The following is a 16,171-nucleotide window of genomic DNA, read 5'->3' on the forward strand; positions in this document are numbered from 1 at the left end:
GAGTGTGCTGGCAAACTATACTGACAACTAGCGCAACTTTGGCTTTACTGCTCCTTTGGCGCTTTTCTTGCTTATTTTTAATTATCAGCGGGTTAGTCGCCGCCTTTTTGCTTAGCAATAGCTTTAATTGTGAACGGTTATAGCTTTTACCATTTTTGGAATATTTATGTCCGTGCCTAATTCTAGCCCTGACCGCATACCAACATTGCAGCCAGACTATAACCCACTTGAGTATAGCGCTGAGTACAAGCTGCTGTACTTGCAGGACTTAGTGGCTAATGACGATTTTGCAGCCATTAGTGATTTTTTATTAAAGCAGTCCGAGTATGAGATTGCCAACTTATTGGAGTCGTTTCCCTCACCGAGTCGTCAGCTAATCTGGGAACAAGTTGCGGCAAAAATCAAAGGCCAAGTATTAGCAGAATTAGAGTTCGATACCCGTCAGCCTTTGTTAGAGAATATCTCTTCACAGGAGATATCGCTACTTGCGCAGGATCTTGATGCGCAAGATATCTCAGAGCTATTAGACACCGTTACTGAGAAAGTGCGTACCTCAGTGATGGCAACTTTGGACGAAGATATCCGCATTCAAGTCAATAAGCTGGATACTTATGAGGACTGGGAAGTTGGCAGCTATATGGATCCTGATATCATTCAGGTACAAGACGACAGCAGTCTTGCGCAAGTACAGCAATGGCTACGCAGCGATACACGCTTACTTGATGATCAGAGCCAAGAGTTATTAGTGGTTGATAAAAGTAAACAACTACTGGGACTATTGAGCTTAGCTGATTTAATCAAACATGATCAAAGCACTTTAGTATCTAGTCTCGTCGATAATGCAGTGACGATTAACGATCGTTTAGACATCCAAGATGCAGCGGCGATTTTTCGCTCAGAAGACATTCGCTTTGCGCCAGTGATCAACAGTCATGGCGAACTGGTTGGACAGCTAAATGGTGAAGATATCTCAGAGATTATTCAAGATGATGTCGATAGTACTATGCGTAACCTTGCGGGTGTCAGTCAAGACGAAGAGCTGTTTGCGCCTATTCTAACTAGTGCTAAAAGTCGTAGTATTTGGCTAGGGATTAACTTATGTACCGCTTTACTAGCGGCTGCGGTTATCGGTCAGTTTGAAGAAGTGCTGGCGAAAGTAGTAGCGCTGGCAATACTAATGCCGGTAGTGGCAAGCATGGGCGGCATTGCCGGATCACAGACTTTAACTATCGTTATTCGTGGTATGGCTATGGGTCAAATCGGTGGTTCCAACCGCTGGTGGCTATTCAACAAAGAGCTGTGGGTTGGCGCTATCAACGGTATTGTTTGGGCGCTAGTTATGGCAATAATTGCTCAGCTGTGGTTTCAGGATGCGAAGATTACCGCCGTAATTGGCTGTGCTATTGCCATCAATATGACCGCAGCGAATGCTTCAGGGATTGCCATTCCTCTGATGCTTAAAAACATGAATATCGATCCTGCGCTATCCGCTTCTGTCATTTTGACTACAGTGACTGATATTGTCGGCTTTATGTCATTTTTGGGTTTAGCTAGTATTCTGATCCTTTAGCGAATAGTTGAAATTTGAAGCTAAAAACTATAAATTAAGAACCGTTTTTCACTATTTGCTTAAAATAAAAATAATCGACAAACAAAATTTTATAAACCCTGTTAAATTGTTAAGTGAGAAGGTTATGCAAGCGGTACAAGTTAAAGTTCTAAACCCTAAAGTTATTGAAGATCCAGCATTCTCTTTACCGACACGAGCTACTGATGGCTCGGCAGGTATTGATTTACGCGCTTGTATTGATGAGCCGCTAACTATCAAGGCTGGCAGCACGCACTTAATCGGTACGGGCTTAGCAGTTTATATCTCTGATCCTAACTATGCCGGCATGATTTTGCCACGCTCAGGTCTTGGTCATAAACATGGTATTGTCTTAGGTAACTTAGTAGGTCTTATTGATGCTGATTATCAAGGCGAGCTAATGGTAAGTATTTGGAATCGTAGTGGCGAGGATTTTTTACTCAATCCTGCTGAACGTATGGCTCAGTATATAGTAGTGCCGGTGGCTCGCCCTGAGTTCGAAGTAGTCACTGAATTTAGTGACCAAAGCGCACGCGGTGCTGGTGGTTTTGGTCATTCAGGCCGTCAATAATACCTGATGTTAGCTATTGCTAATATTGGCTGTCACTAGGATAAGGAAGTAAAAACATGCCAAATTCACCTGCTTTTACTGCCCAACAGCCCTTATTCCGAGCTTATGACATCCGTGGTGAGCGCCAGTACTTTACTATTGATTTTATAGCCGCATTGGGCGAGGTTTTTGCCGACCTCTATCATTCTCGAAGCTATTATGAGCGCTTTATTAAAGCCTCTATTACTAATAAGACTCAAACTAATTCGTCTCAAAATAATCAGGCTTATACTACTGAAACTACGGCTGAAACCACGGCTAAAACTATAGTCATCGGCTTTGACGTACGCTTAGGTAGTGACACTATAGCGCACATGCTAGCCGACATCTTACGTCAACGAGGGCTAACGGTTATTAATTTGGGACTGATTACTACCCCGATGATGGCCTTTTGGGCACAAAAGTATGATGGCCATGGCATTATGGTCACTGCTAGTCATTCGCACAAAAACATTTTAGGTATCAAATGGCTAGTGGCTAATACTTCTCCTAGCAGCCTAGAAATTCAAGCGCTGTATCAGCAGTTGCATAGCTTTGAGCTTAACAAAAATAGGCCTCATAACTATAGCAACGCTCTAAATATTTCGTTAACCTTAGACTCTAACTCGCATTTCAACTATGAATCCGCTGGTAGCCCTAAGAGCAATGATATTGGGGCTATTATCGGTACTGATACTGATACTGATACTGCTATCAGCACTGACTTGCCAGCTGAGCTGATTGCTACTACTTATATTGAGGCTATCGTACAAGTCTTTAATACTATTGATCAGTGTTATGCTAATGAGCACTCTATTGGCAATAGTAAAATTAATGACCGTAAAATCGATCGCCCTTGCACTGATAGCAACCTTATTAAGAAGCATCAGTCTCTAGCGCTGATTAAGCCTATAAGCCAAGCTAAGTTAGATTTGACTTTAGTTATTGACTGTATGAATGGGGCAACTAGTAATATCGCTCAGCCTTTATTCGAGCGCTTTTGTCAGCGGGTTATTATGCTTAACGATAGACCCGATGGCTGTTTTCCTATAGGTAATCCTGATCCTACTGAGCCTAATCGCTTGGCTGAGTTACAACAGACAGTGATGGTTAATCAAGCGGATATCGGCTTAGCTTTTGACGGTGATGGCGATCGACTAATGATCGTTGATAATAGCGGCAAAGTTATCAACGCTGATCATTTATTATACTTACTAGCGCAAGTAGCCGTCACTGAATGTCCTGTCAAAGCTGGCGCTACAGCAGCAGCACCTGAAGTTCTATTCGATATAAAGTGCTCACATCATTTGCCTCGCTTGCTGAGTAAGCTTGGTGCTACCCCTATTATGACTAGAACGGGTAGCAGCTTATTAAGGCAGCAGCTACAAACGGCTACTCAACCGACTATATTTGCCGGCGAGCTATCAGGCCACTTTATATTTAATGATGGTTACTTTATAGCTTACGATGATGCGATGTATGCAGCTCTACGCTTGTTGCATTGGTTAACTCATACTGCGCCTACTCTTGCAGCTTTAGCCAAATTAATGGACGCTGATAGCTTGAGTTATGCTGCGCCCCTAAGCACTGATGTATGGGGTGAGCCTAGAGCCCTAGTAGCCCCTTATCAGTTGACTGACATCACTAAAAACCTGCCTGTACTTATTAGTAGCGCTGATCACTATCTGCCTTTTAACGATGCTAATACTAACAGCTGTACCTTTATTGAACATTTAGTCGAGTACTGTCAGTATCTACAGCATGTAGTCGCTGATAATACAGGCGATCAACTCCTAACTCAGACGGCATTATTTACTCAGTCGATATCTTGTAAGTGCTTTAATCCTGAGCCGCCTATCTTAAAGACCGTCACAGAAGCGCAGCAGTTATTGCCAGCAGGCACTTTATTATCTCGTATAGATGGCGTGCGCTTAGACTTTGCGCATGGTTTTGGGGTAGTACGCCGATCCAACACTAGTAACAGTCTGACCGTGCGCTTTGCAGGCGACACTATGGATGAGCTCCTAGCAGTGCAAACCCGTCTAGTAGCTCTATGTCGCTTGTTCGATGAAGATATGGCAGATCAAATAGCGGCTATTCAACCTGAATAACTTCGATAAAAAGTCCATAAACGCAGTAAAGTCGCTACTATTACTGGCTTAGTTCTTTAAGCTGTTTTTCTGATAATGGTTTGATAGCTATTTGATAGTTATTTGATAAAGGTTTGATAGCTGTTTAATAGTGGTCTTCGCTCAAGCTGATCCTTTAAAAGCCTTGTTAACCTTCGCTCAAGCTGATCCTTTAAAAGCCTTGTTAACCTTAGATTTTTGACGTCTTTACTAAATCTATTTGCTTAAAGCTTTTTTAAGCTATTCCTGTGTAATTAATTACAATCTTAAAACCCTATTTTAGGAGCTTATCATGTCGCTTAATCTAGATGATGCCAAGATCACCGCTGAAGTACTGACCACAGCACTGCCTTATATCCAACGTTATGTTGGTAAGTTAATCGTTGTCAAATACGGTGGCAATGCGATGACTGATCCTGAGCTTGAAAGCTCATTTGCTCGCGACATCGTACTATTAAAAACAGTCGGACTACATCCAGTGGTAGTGCATGGCGGTGGGCCGCAAGTCGATAACCTACTCCAAGAGCTGGGGCGTAAATCTGAACGTATCGATGGTATGCGCGTTACTGACAAGAGCACTATGGATATCGTCGAGATGGTATTGGGCGGTGGGGTTAATAAGTCTATCGTCAGCTTAATCAATAAGCATGGCGGACAAGCTATAGGCTTGACCGGTAAAGACGCCAATCTTATTCAAGCTAAAAAAATGCTGATGGAAAAAATAGGAGAAGACGGTGTTGCGGTGCCAGTAGACTTAGGTTATGTCGGTGACGTGGTTAGCGTTAATAAAGACGTGATCGAACTACTGATCTCTTCTAACTTTATTCCTGTTATTGCCCCTCTTGGCGTTGATAGCGAAGGCAATACTTATAATATCAACGCTGATTTAGTCGCTGGTAAAGTAGCTGAGTTTTTGCAAGCTGAGAAGCTAATGTTATTGACTAATATTAAGGGTGTATTAGGTCGCGATGGCGAAGTAGTCACCGGCTTAACCCCACAGACTGTAGATATGCTGATTGAAGACGGTACTATATCAGGCGGCATGATTCCTAAGATCCAATGTGCCCTAGATGCAGTACGTGGTGGGGTGAAGAGTGCGGTTATCGTTGACGGTCGTGTCCCTCATGCGACTTTATTAGAGATTTTCACTAACGAAGGCGTGGGTACTTTGATTAGTAGTGATCTAAGCTTAGCGCTAAGCTAGCTTCCTGTTGCCACTCAAAAAACGCTAAAACACTAGCGCTAAAAACACTTAAGCCCAAGCTTAGTATCCTCTAAGCTTGGGCTTACTATTAAAAAAGCATTAGTAAAAACAGCACTTATAAATAAATCTTTATCATTTTTAGCGACTTAATAAGCACAGAACTCAACAGAGCTATAGCTACTGTTACCATAAACTTTTATCTTGTGATTACCTTTACGTTCAGTAAAATAAGAAGTCTCCTTATCATAGCGATCACCATCTAAGCGACCATTAGGCCCTGTGACATAAGCTACGCTAACTTGATCATCGCCAATATTACGAATGACTAAGTTTTGCTCCGGTAGCAACCATACACGGAACTCCTTACCGTTTTTGATATTACCGGAAAAGCTACCACAATAACTATCTTTAACAAAAGTTATTTTGGTAGAAGTATCAGCAGCTTGCGCATTGATAGACACAGCCATAAACGGTGCTGTGACTAGCGCAGTCACTAGTAATAACTTTTTCATAAACGTCCCCTTTTGATTAATAAAAACTTATTAATAAAGAACTGATAGTGAAGATTAGTTAATGAGCAATATAGAATATAGTAAGAATACACTAAACCTAATGTGGGTTTATGCAAAGATTGTGTTATTAATCAAAGGTTGTGTTAAAAATTTGTTGTTCAAAACCACAAAGCAAAACAGGCAGTTGTTTATAGCTACCTTCTACTATCGGGCGCTTAATCATACTAGTATGCTCTAGCAGCAAATTAATAGCCCTATCTACTTCAGCATCAGCTGATTGTTTTTGCTCATCGCTTAATTTGCGCCATGTCGTTCCACGCTTATTCAACACCTTATCTATACCCAAAGCATCGACCCAACGTTGTACGCTATCTTTGTCGATGCCTTGTTTCTTATAGTCATGGAAGTCGTAGCTAACCCCGAGCTCATCAAGTTTAGTGAGCGCTTTTTTCATAGTGTCGCAGGATTTGATACCGTAGATAGTAATAGTCATTAGTGTTCCTAGTCATCGATTTATCATTAATAGTTAGAGATTGCCGCATCTATCGCTTTAATAGTTCGGCAAAATTACTTTGCCCCATCGCAATTTTGCCCGATTTAAGCTATTCTACCCTATCTAAATTAATCCATTTTTCTTATTAAAACCTTTACTCTTGAGCCAACTATGAACAACGCTGTGACCTCTGACCAAGCCAATACTAATAATATCAATAATCCTGTCAATGATCTGGTTACTGACAGCACCCTCTATCAGCCACAGCTTATCGAAGCGACGCAGCAAGCCAAATGGGCGGCTGACAAACGCTTTGAAGTTAGCAATGAGCCTAGCGACAAACCAAGTCGCTATATGCTGTCGATGTTCCCATACCCCAGCGGTAAGCTGCATATGGGCCATGTACGTAACTATACGATTTCTGACGTCCTAAGCCGCTATTATCGCCTGAAAGGCTTTGAAGTTATGCAGCCAATGGGCTGGGATGGCTTTGGCTTGCCCGCTGAGAACGCCGCGATTGCCAATCAGATGTCTCCAGCGGCATGGACCTACGCTAATATCGATAACATGCGTGCCCAGCTCAAATTGCTAGGCTTATCTGTTGACTGGTCGCGTGAACTTGCAACTTGTAGCCCAGATTATTATCAGTGGGAGCAATGGCTATTCTTACAATTGTACAAAAAAGGCTTAGTTTATAAAAAGCTTGCTACTGTCAATTGGGATCCGGTCGACAATACGGTCTTAGCTAATGAGCAAGTTATCGATGGTAAAGGCTGGCGTAGTGGCGCTGCAGTTGAAAAACGTGATATTCCGATGTATTACTTTAATATTACTGACTATGCCGACGAGCTTCTCGACGATTTGGATCAGCTAGAAGGTCATTGGCCCTCAGAAGTACTGACCATGCAGCGTAACTGGATTGGTCGTAGTGCTGGTATGGAAGTGCATTTTCCTTATGAGCTTGAAGCTCAAGACAATACTTTGGATGTATTTACCACTCGTCCTGATACTTTGATGGGTGTTACTTATGTGGCAGTCGCCGCTGAACATCCTTTAGCGCAATATGCGGCTGAGCATAATGAATTGATTGCTGAATTTTGTGCTTTATGTAAAAAAGGCTCAGTTGCAGAAGCGGACCTTGCCAAAGCTGAAAAGATTGGTATGGATACAGGCCTTACTGTTTTGCATCCTCTAACGGGCAAAAAAGTACCTGTTTGGGTGGCCAACTATGTACTAATGAGCTACGGCTCAGGTGCGGTGATGGCAGTGCCAGCTCATGACGAGCGCGATTACGAATTCGCTATTAAGTATGATTTGCCAATCAAGCAAGTCATTGAGATGCCAGACGGCTACGCTGATAAGCTTAAAGCTCAAGCCGCAGCTGATAACACTGAAGTCAATCTTGCTTATACCGAACGCAATACCTTAGTCAACTCCGGTGAGTTCGATGGCATGAATTTTGAGCAGTCCTTTGCAGCTATGCTCAAACAGCTCGAACCCCTAGGTCTAGCTAATAAAAAAATTCAATATCGTCTGCGTGATTGGGGTGTGTCACGCCAGCGCTATTGGGGCTGCCCTATCCCTATGGTCAACTGTGAGCATTGTGGTACGGTGCCTGTTGAAGAGAAAGACTTGCCAGTAGTACTGCCAACGGACGTAGTGCCTGATGGTCGCGGTAATCCTCTCAAAAACATTCCAGAGTTTGTCAATACTAGCTGCCCTAAATGTGGTAATCCTGCTGAGCGTGAGACTGATACTTTTGATACTTTTGTTGAGTCTAGTTGGTACTATGCACGCTTTGCTAGTCCTAATGACAGTCAAAACATGGTCAACAAGTCGGCTGCTAACAAATGGCTGCCTGTAGATCAGTATGTCGGCGGTGTTGAACATGCGGTCATGCATTTATTGTACGCACGCTTCTTCCATAAGCTGATGCGTGATGAAAACTTAGTATCTGGTGATGAGCCCTTTAAAAACCTGATGACTCAAGGCATGGTATTGGCCGGTACTTTTTATCGGGTTAATGCTGATGCTAGTACCACTTACTACTTCCCGCACGATATCGATATCGATTATGACGAACGTGGGCAGCCAATCAAAGCCATACTAAAAGCTGACGGCCAACCAGTGACTATTGGCAAAATTGAAAAAATGTCAAAGTCCAAGAATAACGGCGTTGATCCACAGACCACTATTGATCAATACGGTGCTGATACGGTTCGGTTATATACCCTATTTACCGCTCCTGCTGATCAAACCCTTGAATGGTCAGATGACGCCCTTAAAGGTCCTTATAACTTTGTTAAAAAAGTTTGGCGTATCGCAACTGAACATATGCAGGCGTTAACTGATGCCAATATAGATCCAACCGTCTTAAATAGCACAGCGCTAAATACTGACGACTTAAGTAAAGCGGCTAAGGACTTACGTCGCAAAACTCATGAAACTATCGCGAAAATCGATAATGACTTGGGCGAGCGCTTGGCATTGAACACTCCAGTATCGAGTCTTATGGAGTTGGCTAACGAGCTCAGTAGCTTTAAGGCTAGTGGCGAACAAGACTTACAAGTCAAGCATGCAGCGCTCTTGGACTTGTTAATCATGCTTTCGGTATATGCGCCACACGTCGGTGAACATCTACTTGAAGCTTTAGGCTTGGATACCCAAAACTTGGCTTATCCTACTGTCGATGCTAGCGCTTTAGTGCAAGACACTATTACTATGATCGTACAGGTTAACGGTAAGATGCGCGGCAAAATGGAAGTCGCCCCTAACGGTGATCCTGAACAGCTCAAAGCACAAGCACGAGCTATAGATAGCGTGGCAAAATTCATCACTGGTGAGATCAAAAAAGAAATCGTCGTGCCTAATAAGCTAGTTAACATCGTCGTTGTAGGTTAGGCTTACTAAGCCTTTTTAGACTAAATAAGGATAGCGATTATGGCGTATCAGTCATCAACCAAACCATCGGCAGTAAATAAGCTTGCAGTTATGCTGCTGGCAAGCCTGCCAATGGTTACCGTACTCGGTAGCGCCAGTTTACTGACTGGCTGCGGTTTTCATCTACGGGGTTACGATGCGCCTTTGCGCTTTGAGGTTGCTAAGACAGCTATCATTGTCGAAGACAATCGCATCTCATTCCCTTTGAAGCTGCCACTGACTAGACGCTTAGAAGCTTTAGGCGTCGATGTGGTCGATGGCATTACTATGATCGAGAGTGCAGCTAATAGCGCTGCTGCTAATACTGATGCAGAGCAGATTGCCAGTATCAAAATCGATAACTTGCGTTTTAAAAATTATGAGTTGGTCGGGGTATTGACAGAGATTCGCCTAGTATTATCTGCCGACGTTACTTATCAGACTATGAAAAACGGTCAACCTGTGACTTTGACCAGTCCTATCCAAGTTGAACGCAGCTATCAGTATAATGAGGCCTCGGTCAGTACCGATGATCAGCAAGGCACTCAAATCCGTGGTTGGCTATATGACAGCTTAGCTCGTCGTATTACTGATCAGTATGTGGCTATTAGCCTACCAAAAATAGCGCCTAACAGTGCCAGTAACTCGTCTTCGATGGTGCGTCAACCCACTGCAAATTCTAGCGCAAAGATTATTGCGCCAAAACCTTAGCTTTTTAGTTTTGGTTGATAAATGCTCAGCATAGTTATAGTTGCCCGATAGCTATGCTAACGCTAGACTAAATACCACCAAGATACCGTGCTCAACAAACCAACCTGCTGAACTAAATAGCCTATACCTTATGCAAGAGACTTTTACCCAAGCTTATCCTAAGTTACTGCAGCCTACTGTTGCAGTAGCCGGCTTGTGGCTAGCGCAAGGTGATGAGGCATTATTACAGCAGTGGTTAATCGACGCGCTACGACCGCATTGGCGTGCACAAAATTATGCCATTAAACGTATTGAGCTGATATCAGTAAAAAGCTGGCAAGAGGTCCTTTCAGAACTGAGTAGCTTATCGTTATTCGACGATGCTAGCGCCTTGATTGTCACTGGCAATCATAAACCGGACAAAGCTATCATCACTGAGTTAGAACGCTTCGCCATTGATGCCCAAACGGGCGCACATAGTCATAGTTTATTATGGTTAACGCCTAAACAGGATAAACGTGCGCAAAGCAGCAAATGGTTCGCACCTTTTGCCCAATACGGCCACATTATTGATTGTAATTTATATGATGAGCGCCAACGTCAGCAGTTGTTACAGGTTCAAGCACAGCAGTTTGGTTTACGCTTATCACAAGATGCTTGGCAGCTACTGATGTCGCATACTGAGCATCATTTACTCAGCGCTTATCAGACTTTATGGCGCTTGTCTTATCTGTTTGCGCCGACATTGAGCGCTTTTAACCCTAAGCAACAGCCGCAACCAGACCATCACTCTGGTAATGATGCTGATAAAAGCTCTATGCCTGAGCTTAGCTCTAACAATACTAGCCCTGAGGCAAAACCCTTAGCGTTAGATATTGCTGACTTACAAGCCGCGCTAGTGAGCGACGCACAGTTTAGCGTCTTTGATCTATCTGATGCGATGCTCGCCGGCGACCTTAGACAAGTTACCAAGATTATATTGCAGCTTAAGGCTACTGACGAACCGACTACGTTAGTGCTATGGGCGATCAGTAAAGATATGCGTCAGATTATGGCATTAATGGATGGACAAGACCCACAAGCATTAGGTATCTGGCGTAGTAAACAGGGCTTATACCAGCAGGCCTGCCGTCGCCAAACCACCGCGCAAACCGCCCAATGGCCTGACTTACTTTATCGCTGTGATCAGGCGATCAAAGGTCTAATACGTCAACCTGCTTGGGAGCTTTTATTGCAAGCTGCACTGCAATTATCCGGCCAAACACTATTTGCCAATAGATAAAAGCGGGCAAGTTTGTCCCAGTTACTGTTAATAACTTTTACTGCCTTTTAGTGCTTTGCCCTCCTATCTACCTGCTTAACCTTTCGCAAACTAATTACCATTCACTTTTAGTAGCTAAGCCTTTACTATAACTATATTTTAGTCGATTGAAATTGGATTGTCATAATGCGCAAACTTAGTAAGAAGTCTGCTATTAAATGGGGCATCATTGCCCTTATCCTAGTCGCCTTAGGGGCACTAGCATATAGCAAATTTAAACCCAAAGAAGAAACCCCCAATTACATCACCGCAACGGCTAAGCTAGGCGATGTCGAGAATAACGTCATGGCCTCAGGTAAGGTGAAGGCGTTAAATACCGTTGATGTAGGTGCTCAGGTATCTGGGGAAGTGACTAAGTTATATGTCAAAGTTGGCGATGAAGTCAAAAAAGGCGACTTGATTGCTCAGATTGATCAAGTGACGCAAAAAAACAACCTTTCCAATCAGCAAGCTTCGTTAGCGCAAAGCCGTGCAGGTCTGCAAAGTGCGCAGGCGGAATATGGCAGTCGTCAAGCCAGCTTAGATAGTGCTTATGCTGACCTTACTCGTAAGCAAGTGGCCCTCAAACAAGCCCGTGTGGACTTCGGCCGCTTAAAGTCTTTAGTAGCTATCGATGCTATTTCTCAGCAAGATTATGACTCGGCAGCAGTCAAAGTATCTTCTGCCGAAGCCGATGTCATCGTCGCTCAAGCGGCTATTGATAATGCTAAAGCCTCTTTAATCACCGCACAATCCAATATTGCCAGCGACCAAGCCGGACTACAGAAGTCACAAACCGATCTCGATACCGCCTCTGAAAACTTAGGCTATACTACTATTCGTGCCCCTATGGATGGTACGGTAGTATCAGTAACTACAGAACAAGGTGCCACGGTCAACGCTAATCAGTCAACGCCGACTATTGTCACTTTAGCCGATTTATCAACTGTGCGTATCAATGCGCAAATATCTGAAGCTGATGTTATTAACGTACGAGCTGGCCTACCAGTTTATTTCAATACTATCGGCGATCCAGATCAAAAGTATGATGCGGTATTAACGGCTATCGAACCTGCTCCTGAAACTATTAGCACTACTAGTGCGGCAGACTCAGCGATTTATTATGTCGGCTATATCGAAGTGCCTAATCCTGATAAGCGCTTCCGTATTGATATGACAGCGCAAGTATTCGTGGTTATCAATCAGGCCAAAAATGTGTTATTAGTGCCCTCTTCAGCCTTACAAAACATGCCAAGCATGAGCGATAATAGCTCAGGCAAGTCGAAGGATGCTAAAGGCAATAAGGCGCAAGCTCAACGTTCAAACGGCGAAGAGGATAAGTCTGCTACTGCTAATCGCAAAGGTACTAAGCAAGGAAATACTGCTCAACCAAAGGATGCTCTAAGTAGCAAAAAGCGTTTTGTGCGCGTCCTTAATACTGATGGCAGTGTGGAAGATAAAGCCGTCACAGTCGGTATTGATAACCGAGTAGACGCCCAAATTTTAACTGGTTTACAAGTTGGGGATACCGTGATTATCGGCGAAGAAGGCCCAAGTAAAGGAGGCGCTGGAGGCCCCCGTCGTCGTCCACCAGGTATGTAACCTGACTTGTGGATAACCACTCACCTTTGCCAGCTCCCTTACCGTGGCGACTGTTAACTGCTGTGTTAAATACTAAGTAGTAGCTGTCGCCGTCTGTAACGCTTTGATAAGAGATCGCTATGACCAGCCCTTCTTCGCCAATTCTTGCTCCGTCGGCAGCAGATTCGTCTGTTAGCTTGGCCAAAACCGAACCTGCCACTGAGTTAAACAAGCCAGCTAACACTCACCCTCCTAAGGGTCAGCCGATCATGGAGCTGACGGGTATCATCAGAGAGTTTCCTGCCGGTGAGCAGAGAATTCGTGTATTGCATGATATCGATTTGACTATTTATCAGGGCGAAATGCTCGCTATCATCGGCCAATCCGGCTCAGGTAAGTCGACCCTGATGAATATCTTGGGCTGTTTGGATAAAGCCAATGCCGGGCGTTACTTGATCTATGGTCAACCTGTCGAGCGCTTAGATGCCGACGATTTGGCCAAGCTACGCCGTGAGCATTTTGGGTTTATTTTTCAGCGCTATCATTTGCTAGGGGATATCAGTGCACGTGACAACGTTGCAGTCCCTGCTGTCTATGCCGGTCTGGACGGTGAAGCTCGAATTGAACGCGCTGAGAGTCTGTTAGCCGATTTGGGGCTCGCTGATAAAGTAACCAACCGTCCTAATCAGCTTTCTGGTGGTCAGCAGCAACGAGTTTCTATTGCTAGAGCTCTGATGAATGGCGGGGATGTCATTTTAGCCGATGAGCCTACAGGTGCCTTAGACAGCAAGTCTGGCGCTGATGTCATGCAGATTCTCAAAGATCTTAATCGCCGAGGTCATACCGTCATCATGGTAACTCATGATCCTAGTATCGCAGCGCAAGCAGAAAGAGTCATCGAGCTAAAAGATGGTCATATCATTGCCGATTATCACAATGAGGCTTATTTACAAGCTGGTACTGAACCGAAACCTGCCCCACCAAATATCTTAGCTAGTAATCAAAAAGGCCCGCTAGCTAGCTTCATCGATCGCCTGACCGAAGCCTTTAAGATGTCTTTATTAGCGATGCGAGCGCATAAGATGCGTACTGTCCTGACGATGCTAGGCATCATTATCGGTATTGCCTCTGTAGTTTCAGTAGTGGGCTTAGGTAAAGGCTCGCAACAGCAAATCTTATCTAATATTAGCTCTTTAGGTACTAATACTATCACGGTGACTGACGGTTATCCCTACGGTGATCCACGTCGCCAATATAATGATGATAGTCTCACGCCAGAAGATGCTAAAGCAGTTGGTGATCAACCTTATGTGGTCAGTGTTAGCCCGCAGTTAGATACTAATACTAGTGTGCGCTACCGTAGTATTCAAGAGTCAGCCAGCGTCAGCGGGGTTGGCCAAGATTATCTAGCGGTGACTGGTGAGACCTTAGCCTCAGGACAAGGCTTTGATGAGCAAAGTGTCAACCGCCGTACCCAAGATATTATTATCGATGACAATGCCAAAAAGACTTTTTTTGCTGATACGCCAGATCCGATTGGTGAAGTGATGCTGATAGGCAACGTACCGGGACGAGTGATAGGGGTATTAGAAGCAAAAGATGCAGGTGGCTTTGGCATGTCTAGCGATGCGCCGACGATTTATATGCCTTATACCACTATGATGTCTCGCATTAAGGGCACGGCCTATATCGATCGCTTCGTAGCTTTGATTGATACTGAGATTTCTTCGGCTGCGGCTGAAACTGCTATTACTAAGCTTATTGAAGGCCGTCATGGTGCCGATGACTTCCGAGTTCGTAACTCGGATTCTATTCGTCAGACTATTGAAGCCACTACCACAACTATGACCTTGCTGATTTCTTCGATTGCTATCATTTCATTGATCGTAGGCGGTATTGGGGTGATGAATATCATGTTGGTCTCTGTGACTGAGCGTACTAATGAGATTGGCGTGCGCATGGCAGTAGGTGCTCGTCAAAGCGATATCATGCAGCAGTTTTTGATTGAGGCGATACTAGTCTGTATTTTAGGGGGCAGCCTTGGGGTGTTTTTAGCCTTTATGATTGGTGAAGGCATCAATAGTATTGGCTCTGATAGCTTTAAAGTTATCTATTCGCCAACTTCTATCATCGCCGCTTTTATTTGCTCCACCTTAATCGGGGTGATTTTTGGCTTCTTACCCGCTCGCAATGCTGCTAGATTAGATCCTGTAGAGGCTTTGTCTAGAGATTAGCGAAATATAGGCCCTTAAAGCGGTAAAAATAGGCCTAATTTGGCCTAGCAGAAAGTATATTTTAATAAATTGGTAGTTTTTACATAGAATTTACGTTTTTTTGGGTCTATAGGGTTGTATTTATCTCAAGACTATATATAATGTGCTCTCACGTTTAGGGATAGAAATTATCTAAGCGTGGATAGGAAGTTCTATTTAATGAATTTCAGTTGCACTCAAATAGAATTAGTAATTTGAATGTGATGTTTTTAGAAAATCTCCTTTAAGGAATTTTCTCTTGTAGAGTTAAAATTGTCATGCAATTTTTATAGGCTATAAGAACCAAATATTTCCCTTTAAGGAAATATTACTTGCAATACCTTAGTGTTGATATCGAGTTTTTTAGAATTTACGAAAATGTAAATTTACTATAAATTCTTTCTAAACATTAAGTTTAAGAAAAACCTATTTAAAGGTTTTTCTCTTGCGAAGCTAAAATTGCAGTGCAATTTTTATACGCTTCTCAGGACCGATAGCTCAGTTGGTAGAGCAGTTGACTTTTAATCAATTGGTCCCGCGTTCGAGTCGCGGTCGGTCCACCATTTTTAGTAGTATGCTTGTGAAGTGTTTTACCCTACTCGGTATTAACTTGATAAGTTTAGTTTTAAGTAGTTTGCTTTTAAGAGGATTACTTATGACTAACCCCGAAATTTACCTTTAAGTAAATTTCACTTGCAATACCTTAGTGTTGATATCGAGTTTTTTAGAATTTACGAAAATGTAAATTTACTATAAATTCTTTCTAAACATTAAGTTTAAGAAAAATCTATTTAAAGGTTTTTCTCTTGCGAAGCTAAAATTGCAGTGCAATTTTTATACGCTTCTCAGGACCGATAGCTCAGTTGGTAGAGCAGTTGACTTTTAATCAATTGGTCCCGCGTTCGAGTCGCGGT

11 protein-coding genes and 1 tRNA gene are annotated in these 16,171 nt (G+C 43.3%); 10 read left to right on the forward strand and 2 right to left on the reverse strand.

Annotated features, from left to right (window positions below):
- Positions 1-166 precede the first annotated feature (166 nt).
- The 4 genes from mgtE to argB all read left to right on the forward strand — a co-directional run bounded on the left by mgtE (position 167) and on the right by argB (position 5,510).
- Positions 167-1,570: a magnesium transporter gene (mgtE, locus tag KZA12_RS05975; RefSeq protein ID WP_201623189.1), complete on the forward strand. Its 1,404-nt coding sequence runs from the start codon at positions 167-169 to the stop codon at positions 1,568-1,570.
- 124 nt (positions 1,571-1,694) lie between these two features.
- A complete protein-coding gene (dut, locus tag KZA12_RS05980; RefSeq protein ID WP_218689572.1) occupies positions 1,695-2,159 on the forward strand; it encodes a dUTP diphosphatase in 465 nt (154 codons plus the stop codon).
- Between the two features lie 56 nt (positions 2,160-2,215).
- Positions 2,216-4,288, forward strand: a complete 2,073-nt coding sequence (locus tag KZA12_RS05985; protein ID WP_218689573.1) for a phosphomannomutase — start codon at positions 2,216-2,218, stop codon at positions 4,286-4,288.
- A gap of 310 nt (positions 4,289-4,598) precedes the next feature.
- Entirely contained in the window at positions 4,599-5,510 is a 912-nt protein-coding gene (gene argB / locus KZA12_RS05990) for an acetylglutamate kinase (RefSeq protein ID WP_201623186.1), read from the forward strand.
- 146 nt (positions 5,511-5,656) lie between these two features.
- On the opposite strand, the gene KZA12_RS05995 is transcribed toward argB, so the two are convergent.
- Both KZA12_RS05995 and KZA12_RS06000 read right to left on the reverse strand, forming a co-directional pair.
- Positions 5,657-6,022, reverse strand: coding sequence for a hypothetical protein (locus tag KZA12_RS05995; protein WP_218689574.1), 366 nt, complete (start codon positions 6,020-6,022; stop codon positions 5,657-5,659).
- Between the two features lie 127 nt (positions 6,023-6,149).
- Positions 6,150-6,515, reverse strand: a complete 366-nt coding sequence (locus KZA12_RS06000) for an arsenate reductase (RefSeq protein WP_218689575.1) — start codon at positions 6,513-6,515, stop codon at positions 6,150-6,152.
- 171 nt (positions 6,516-6,686) lie between these two features.
- On the opposite strand from KZA12_RS06000, the gene leuS reads away from it, so the two are divergent.
- The 6 genes from leuS to KZA12_RS06030 all read left to right on the forward strand — a co-directional run bounded on the left by leuS (position 6,687) and on the right by KZA12_RS06030 (position 15,820).
- A complete protein-coding gene (gene leuS / locus KZA12_RS06005; RefSeq protein WP_218689576.1) occupies positions 6,687-9,416 on the forward strand; it encodes a leucine--tRNA ligase in 2,730 nt (909 codons plus the stop codon).
- A gap of 39 nt (positions 9,417-9,455) precedes the next feature.
- Positions 9,456-10,145: a hypothetical protein gene (locus KZA12_RS06010; protein WP_256932844.1), complete on the forward strand. Its 690-nt coding sequence runs from the start codon at positions 9,456-9,458 to the stop codon at positions 10,143-10,145.
- A gap of 130 nt (positions 10,146-10,275) precedes the next feature.
- A complete protein-coding gene (locus KZA12_RS06015; RefSeq protein WP_218689577.1) occupies positions 10,276-11,406 on the forward strand; it encodes a DNA polymerase III subunit delta in 1,131 nt (376 codons plus the stop codon).
- 165 nt (positions 11,407-11,571) lie between these two features.
- A complete protein-coding gene (locus tag KZA12_RS06020; RefSeq protein ID WP_218689578.1) occupies positions 11,572-13,026 on the forward strand; it encodes an efflux RND transporter periplasmic adaptor subunit in 1,455 nt (484 codons plus the stop codon).
- Positions 13,027-13,274: 248 nt separating this feature from the next.
- Positions 13,275-15,239, forward strand: coding sequence for a MacB family efflux pump subunit (locus tag KZA12_RS06025; RefSeq protein WP_218689603.1), 1,965 nt, complete (start codon positions 13,275-13,277; stop codon positions 15,237-15,239).
- A 505-nt stretch (positions 15,240-15,744) separates the two neighbouring features.
- Positions 15,745-15,820: transfer RNA gene (locus KZA12_RS06030), tRNA-Lys, on the forward strand.
- Positions 15,821-16,171: the final 351 nt, after the last annotated feature.

Origin of the sequence: Psychrobacter sp. BF1 (genome assembly GCF_019279065.1) — a bacterium.
Taxonomy (GTDB): domain Bacteria; phylum Pseudomonadota; class Gammaproteobacteria; order Pseudomonadales; family Moraxellaceae; genus Psychrobacter; species Psychrobacter urativorans.

What these genes read in the sequence shown, in the direction of transcription:
- mgtE (WP_201623189.1), top strand. Translation starts at nt 167, where the DNA reads ATGTCCGTGCCTAATTCTAGCCCTGACCGCATACCAACATTGCAGCCA.
- dut (WP_218689572.1), top strand. Translation starts at nt 1,695, where the DNA reads ATGCAAGCGGTACAAGTTAAAGTTCTAAACCCTAAAGTTATTGAAGAT.
- KZA12_RS05985 (WP_218689573.1), top strand. Translation starts at nt 2,216, where the DNA reads ATGCCAAATTCACCTGCTTTTACTGCCCAACAGCCCTTATTCCGAGCT.
- argB (WP_201623186.1), top strand. Translation starts at nt 4,599, where the DNA reads ATGTCGCTTAATCTAGATGATGCCAAGATCACCGCTGAAGTACTGACC.
- KZA12_RS05995 (WP_218689574.1), bottom strand. Translation starts at nt 6,022, where the DNA reads ATGAAAAAGTTATTACTAGTGACTGCGCTAGTCACAGCACCGTTTATG.
- KZA12_RS06000 (WP_218689575.1), bottom strand. Translation starts at nt 6,515, where the DNA reads ATGACTATTACTATCTACGGTATCAAATCCTGCGACACTATGAAAAAA.
- leuS (WP_218689576.1), top strand. Translation starts at nt 6,687, where the DNA reads ATGAACAACGCTGTGACCTCTGACCAAGCCAATACTAATAATATCAAT.
- KZA12_RS06010 (WP_256932844.1), top strand. Translation starts at nt 9,456, where the DNA reads ATGGCGTATCAGTCATCAACCAAACCATCGGCAGTAAATAAGCTTGCA.
- KZA12_RS06015 (WP_218689577.1), top strand. Translation starts at nt 10,276, where the DNA reads ATGCAAGAGACTTTTACCCAAGCTTATCCTAAGTTACTGCAGCCTACT.
- KZA12_RS06020 (WP_218689578.1), top strand. Translation starts at nt 11,572, where the DNA reads ATGCGCAAACTTAGTAAGAAGTCTGCTATTAAATGGGGCATCATTGCC.
- KZA12_RS06025 (WP_218689603.1), top strand. Translation starts at nt 13,275, where the DNA reads ATGGAGCTGACGGGTATCATCAGAGAGTTTCCTGCCGGTGAGCAGAGA.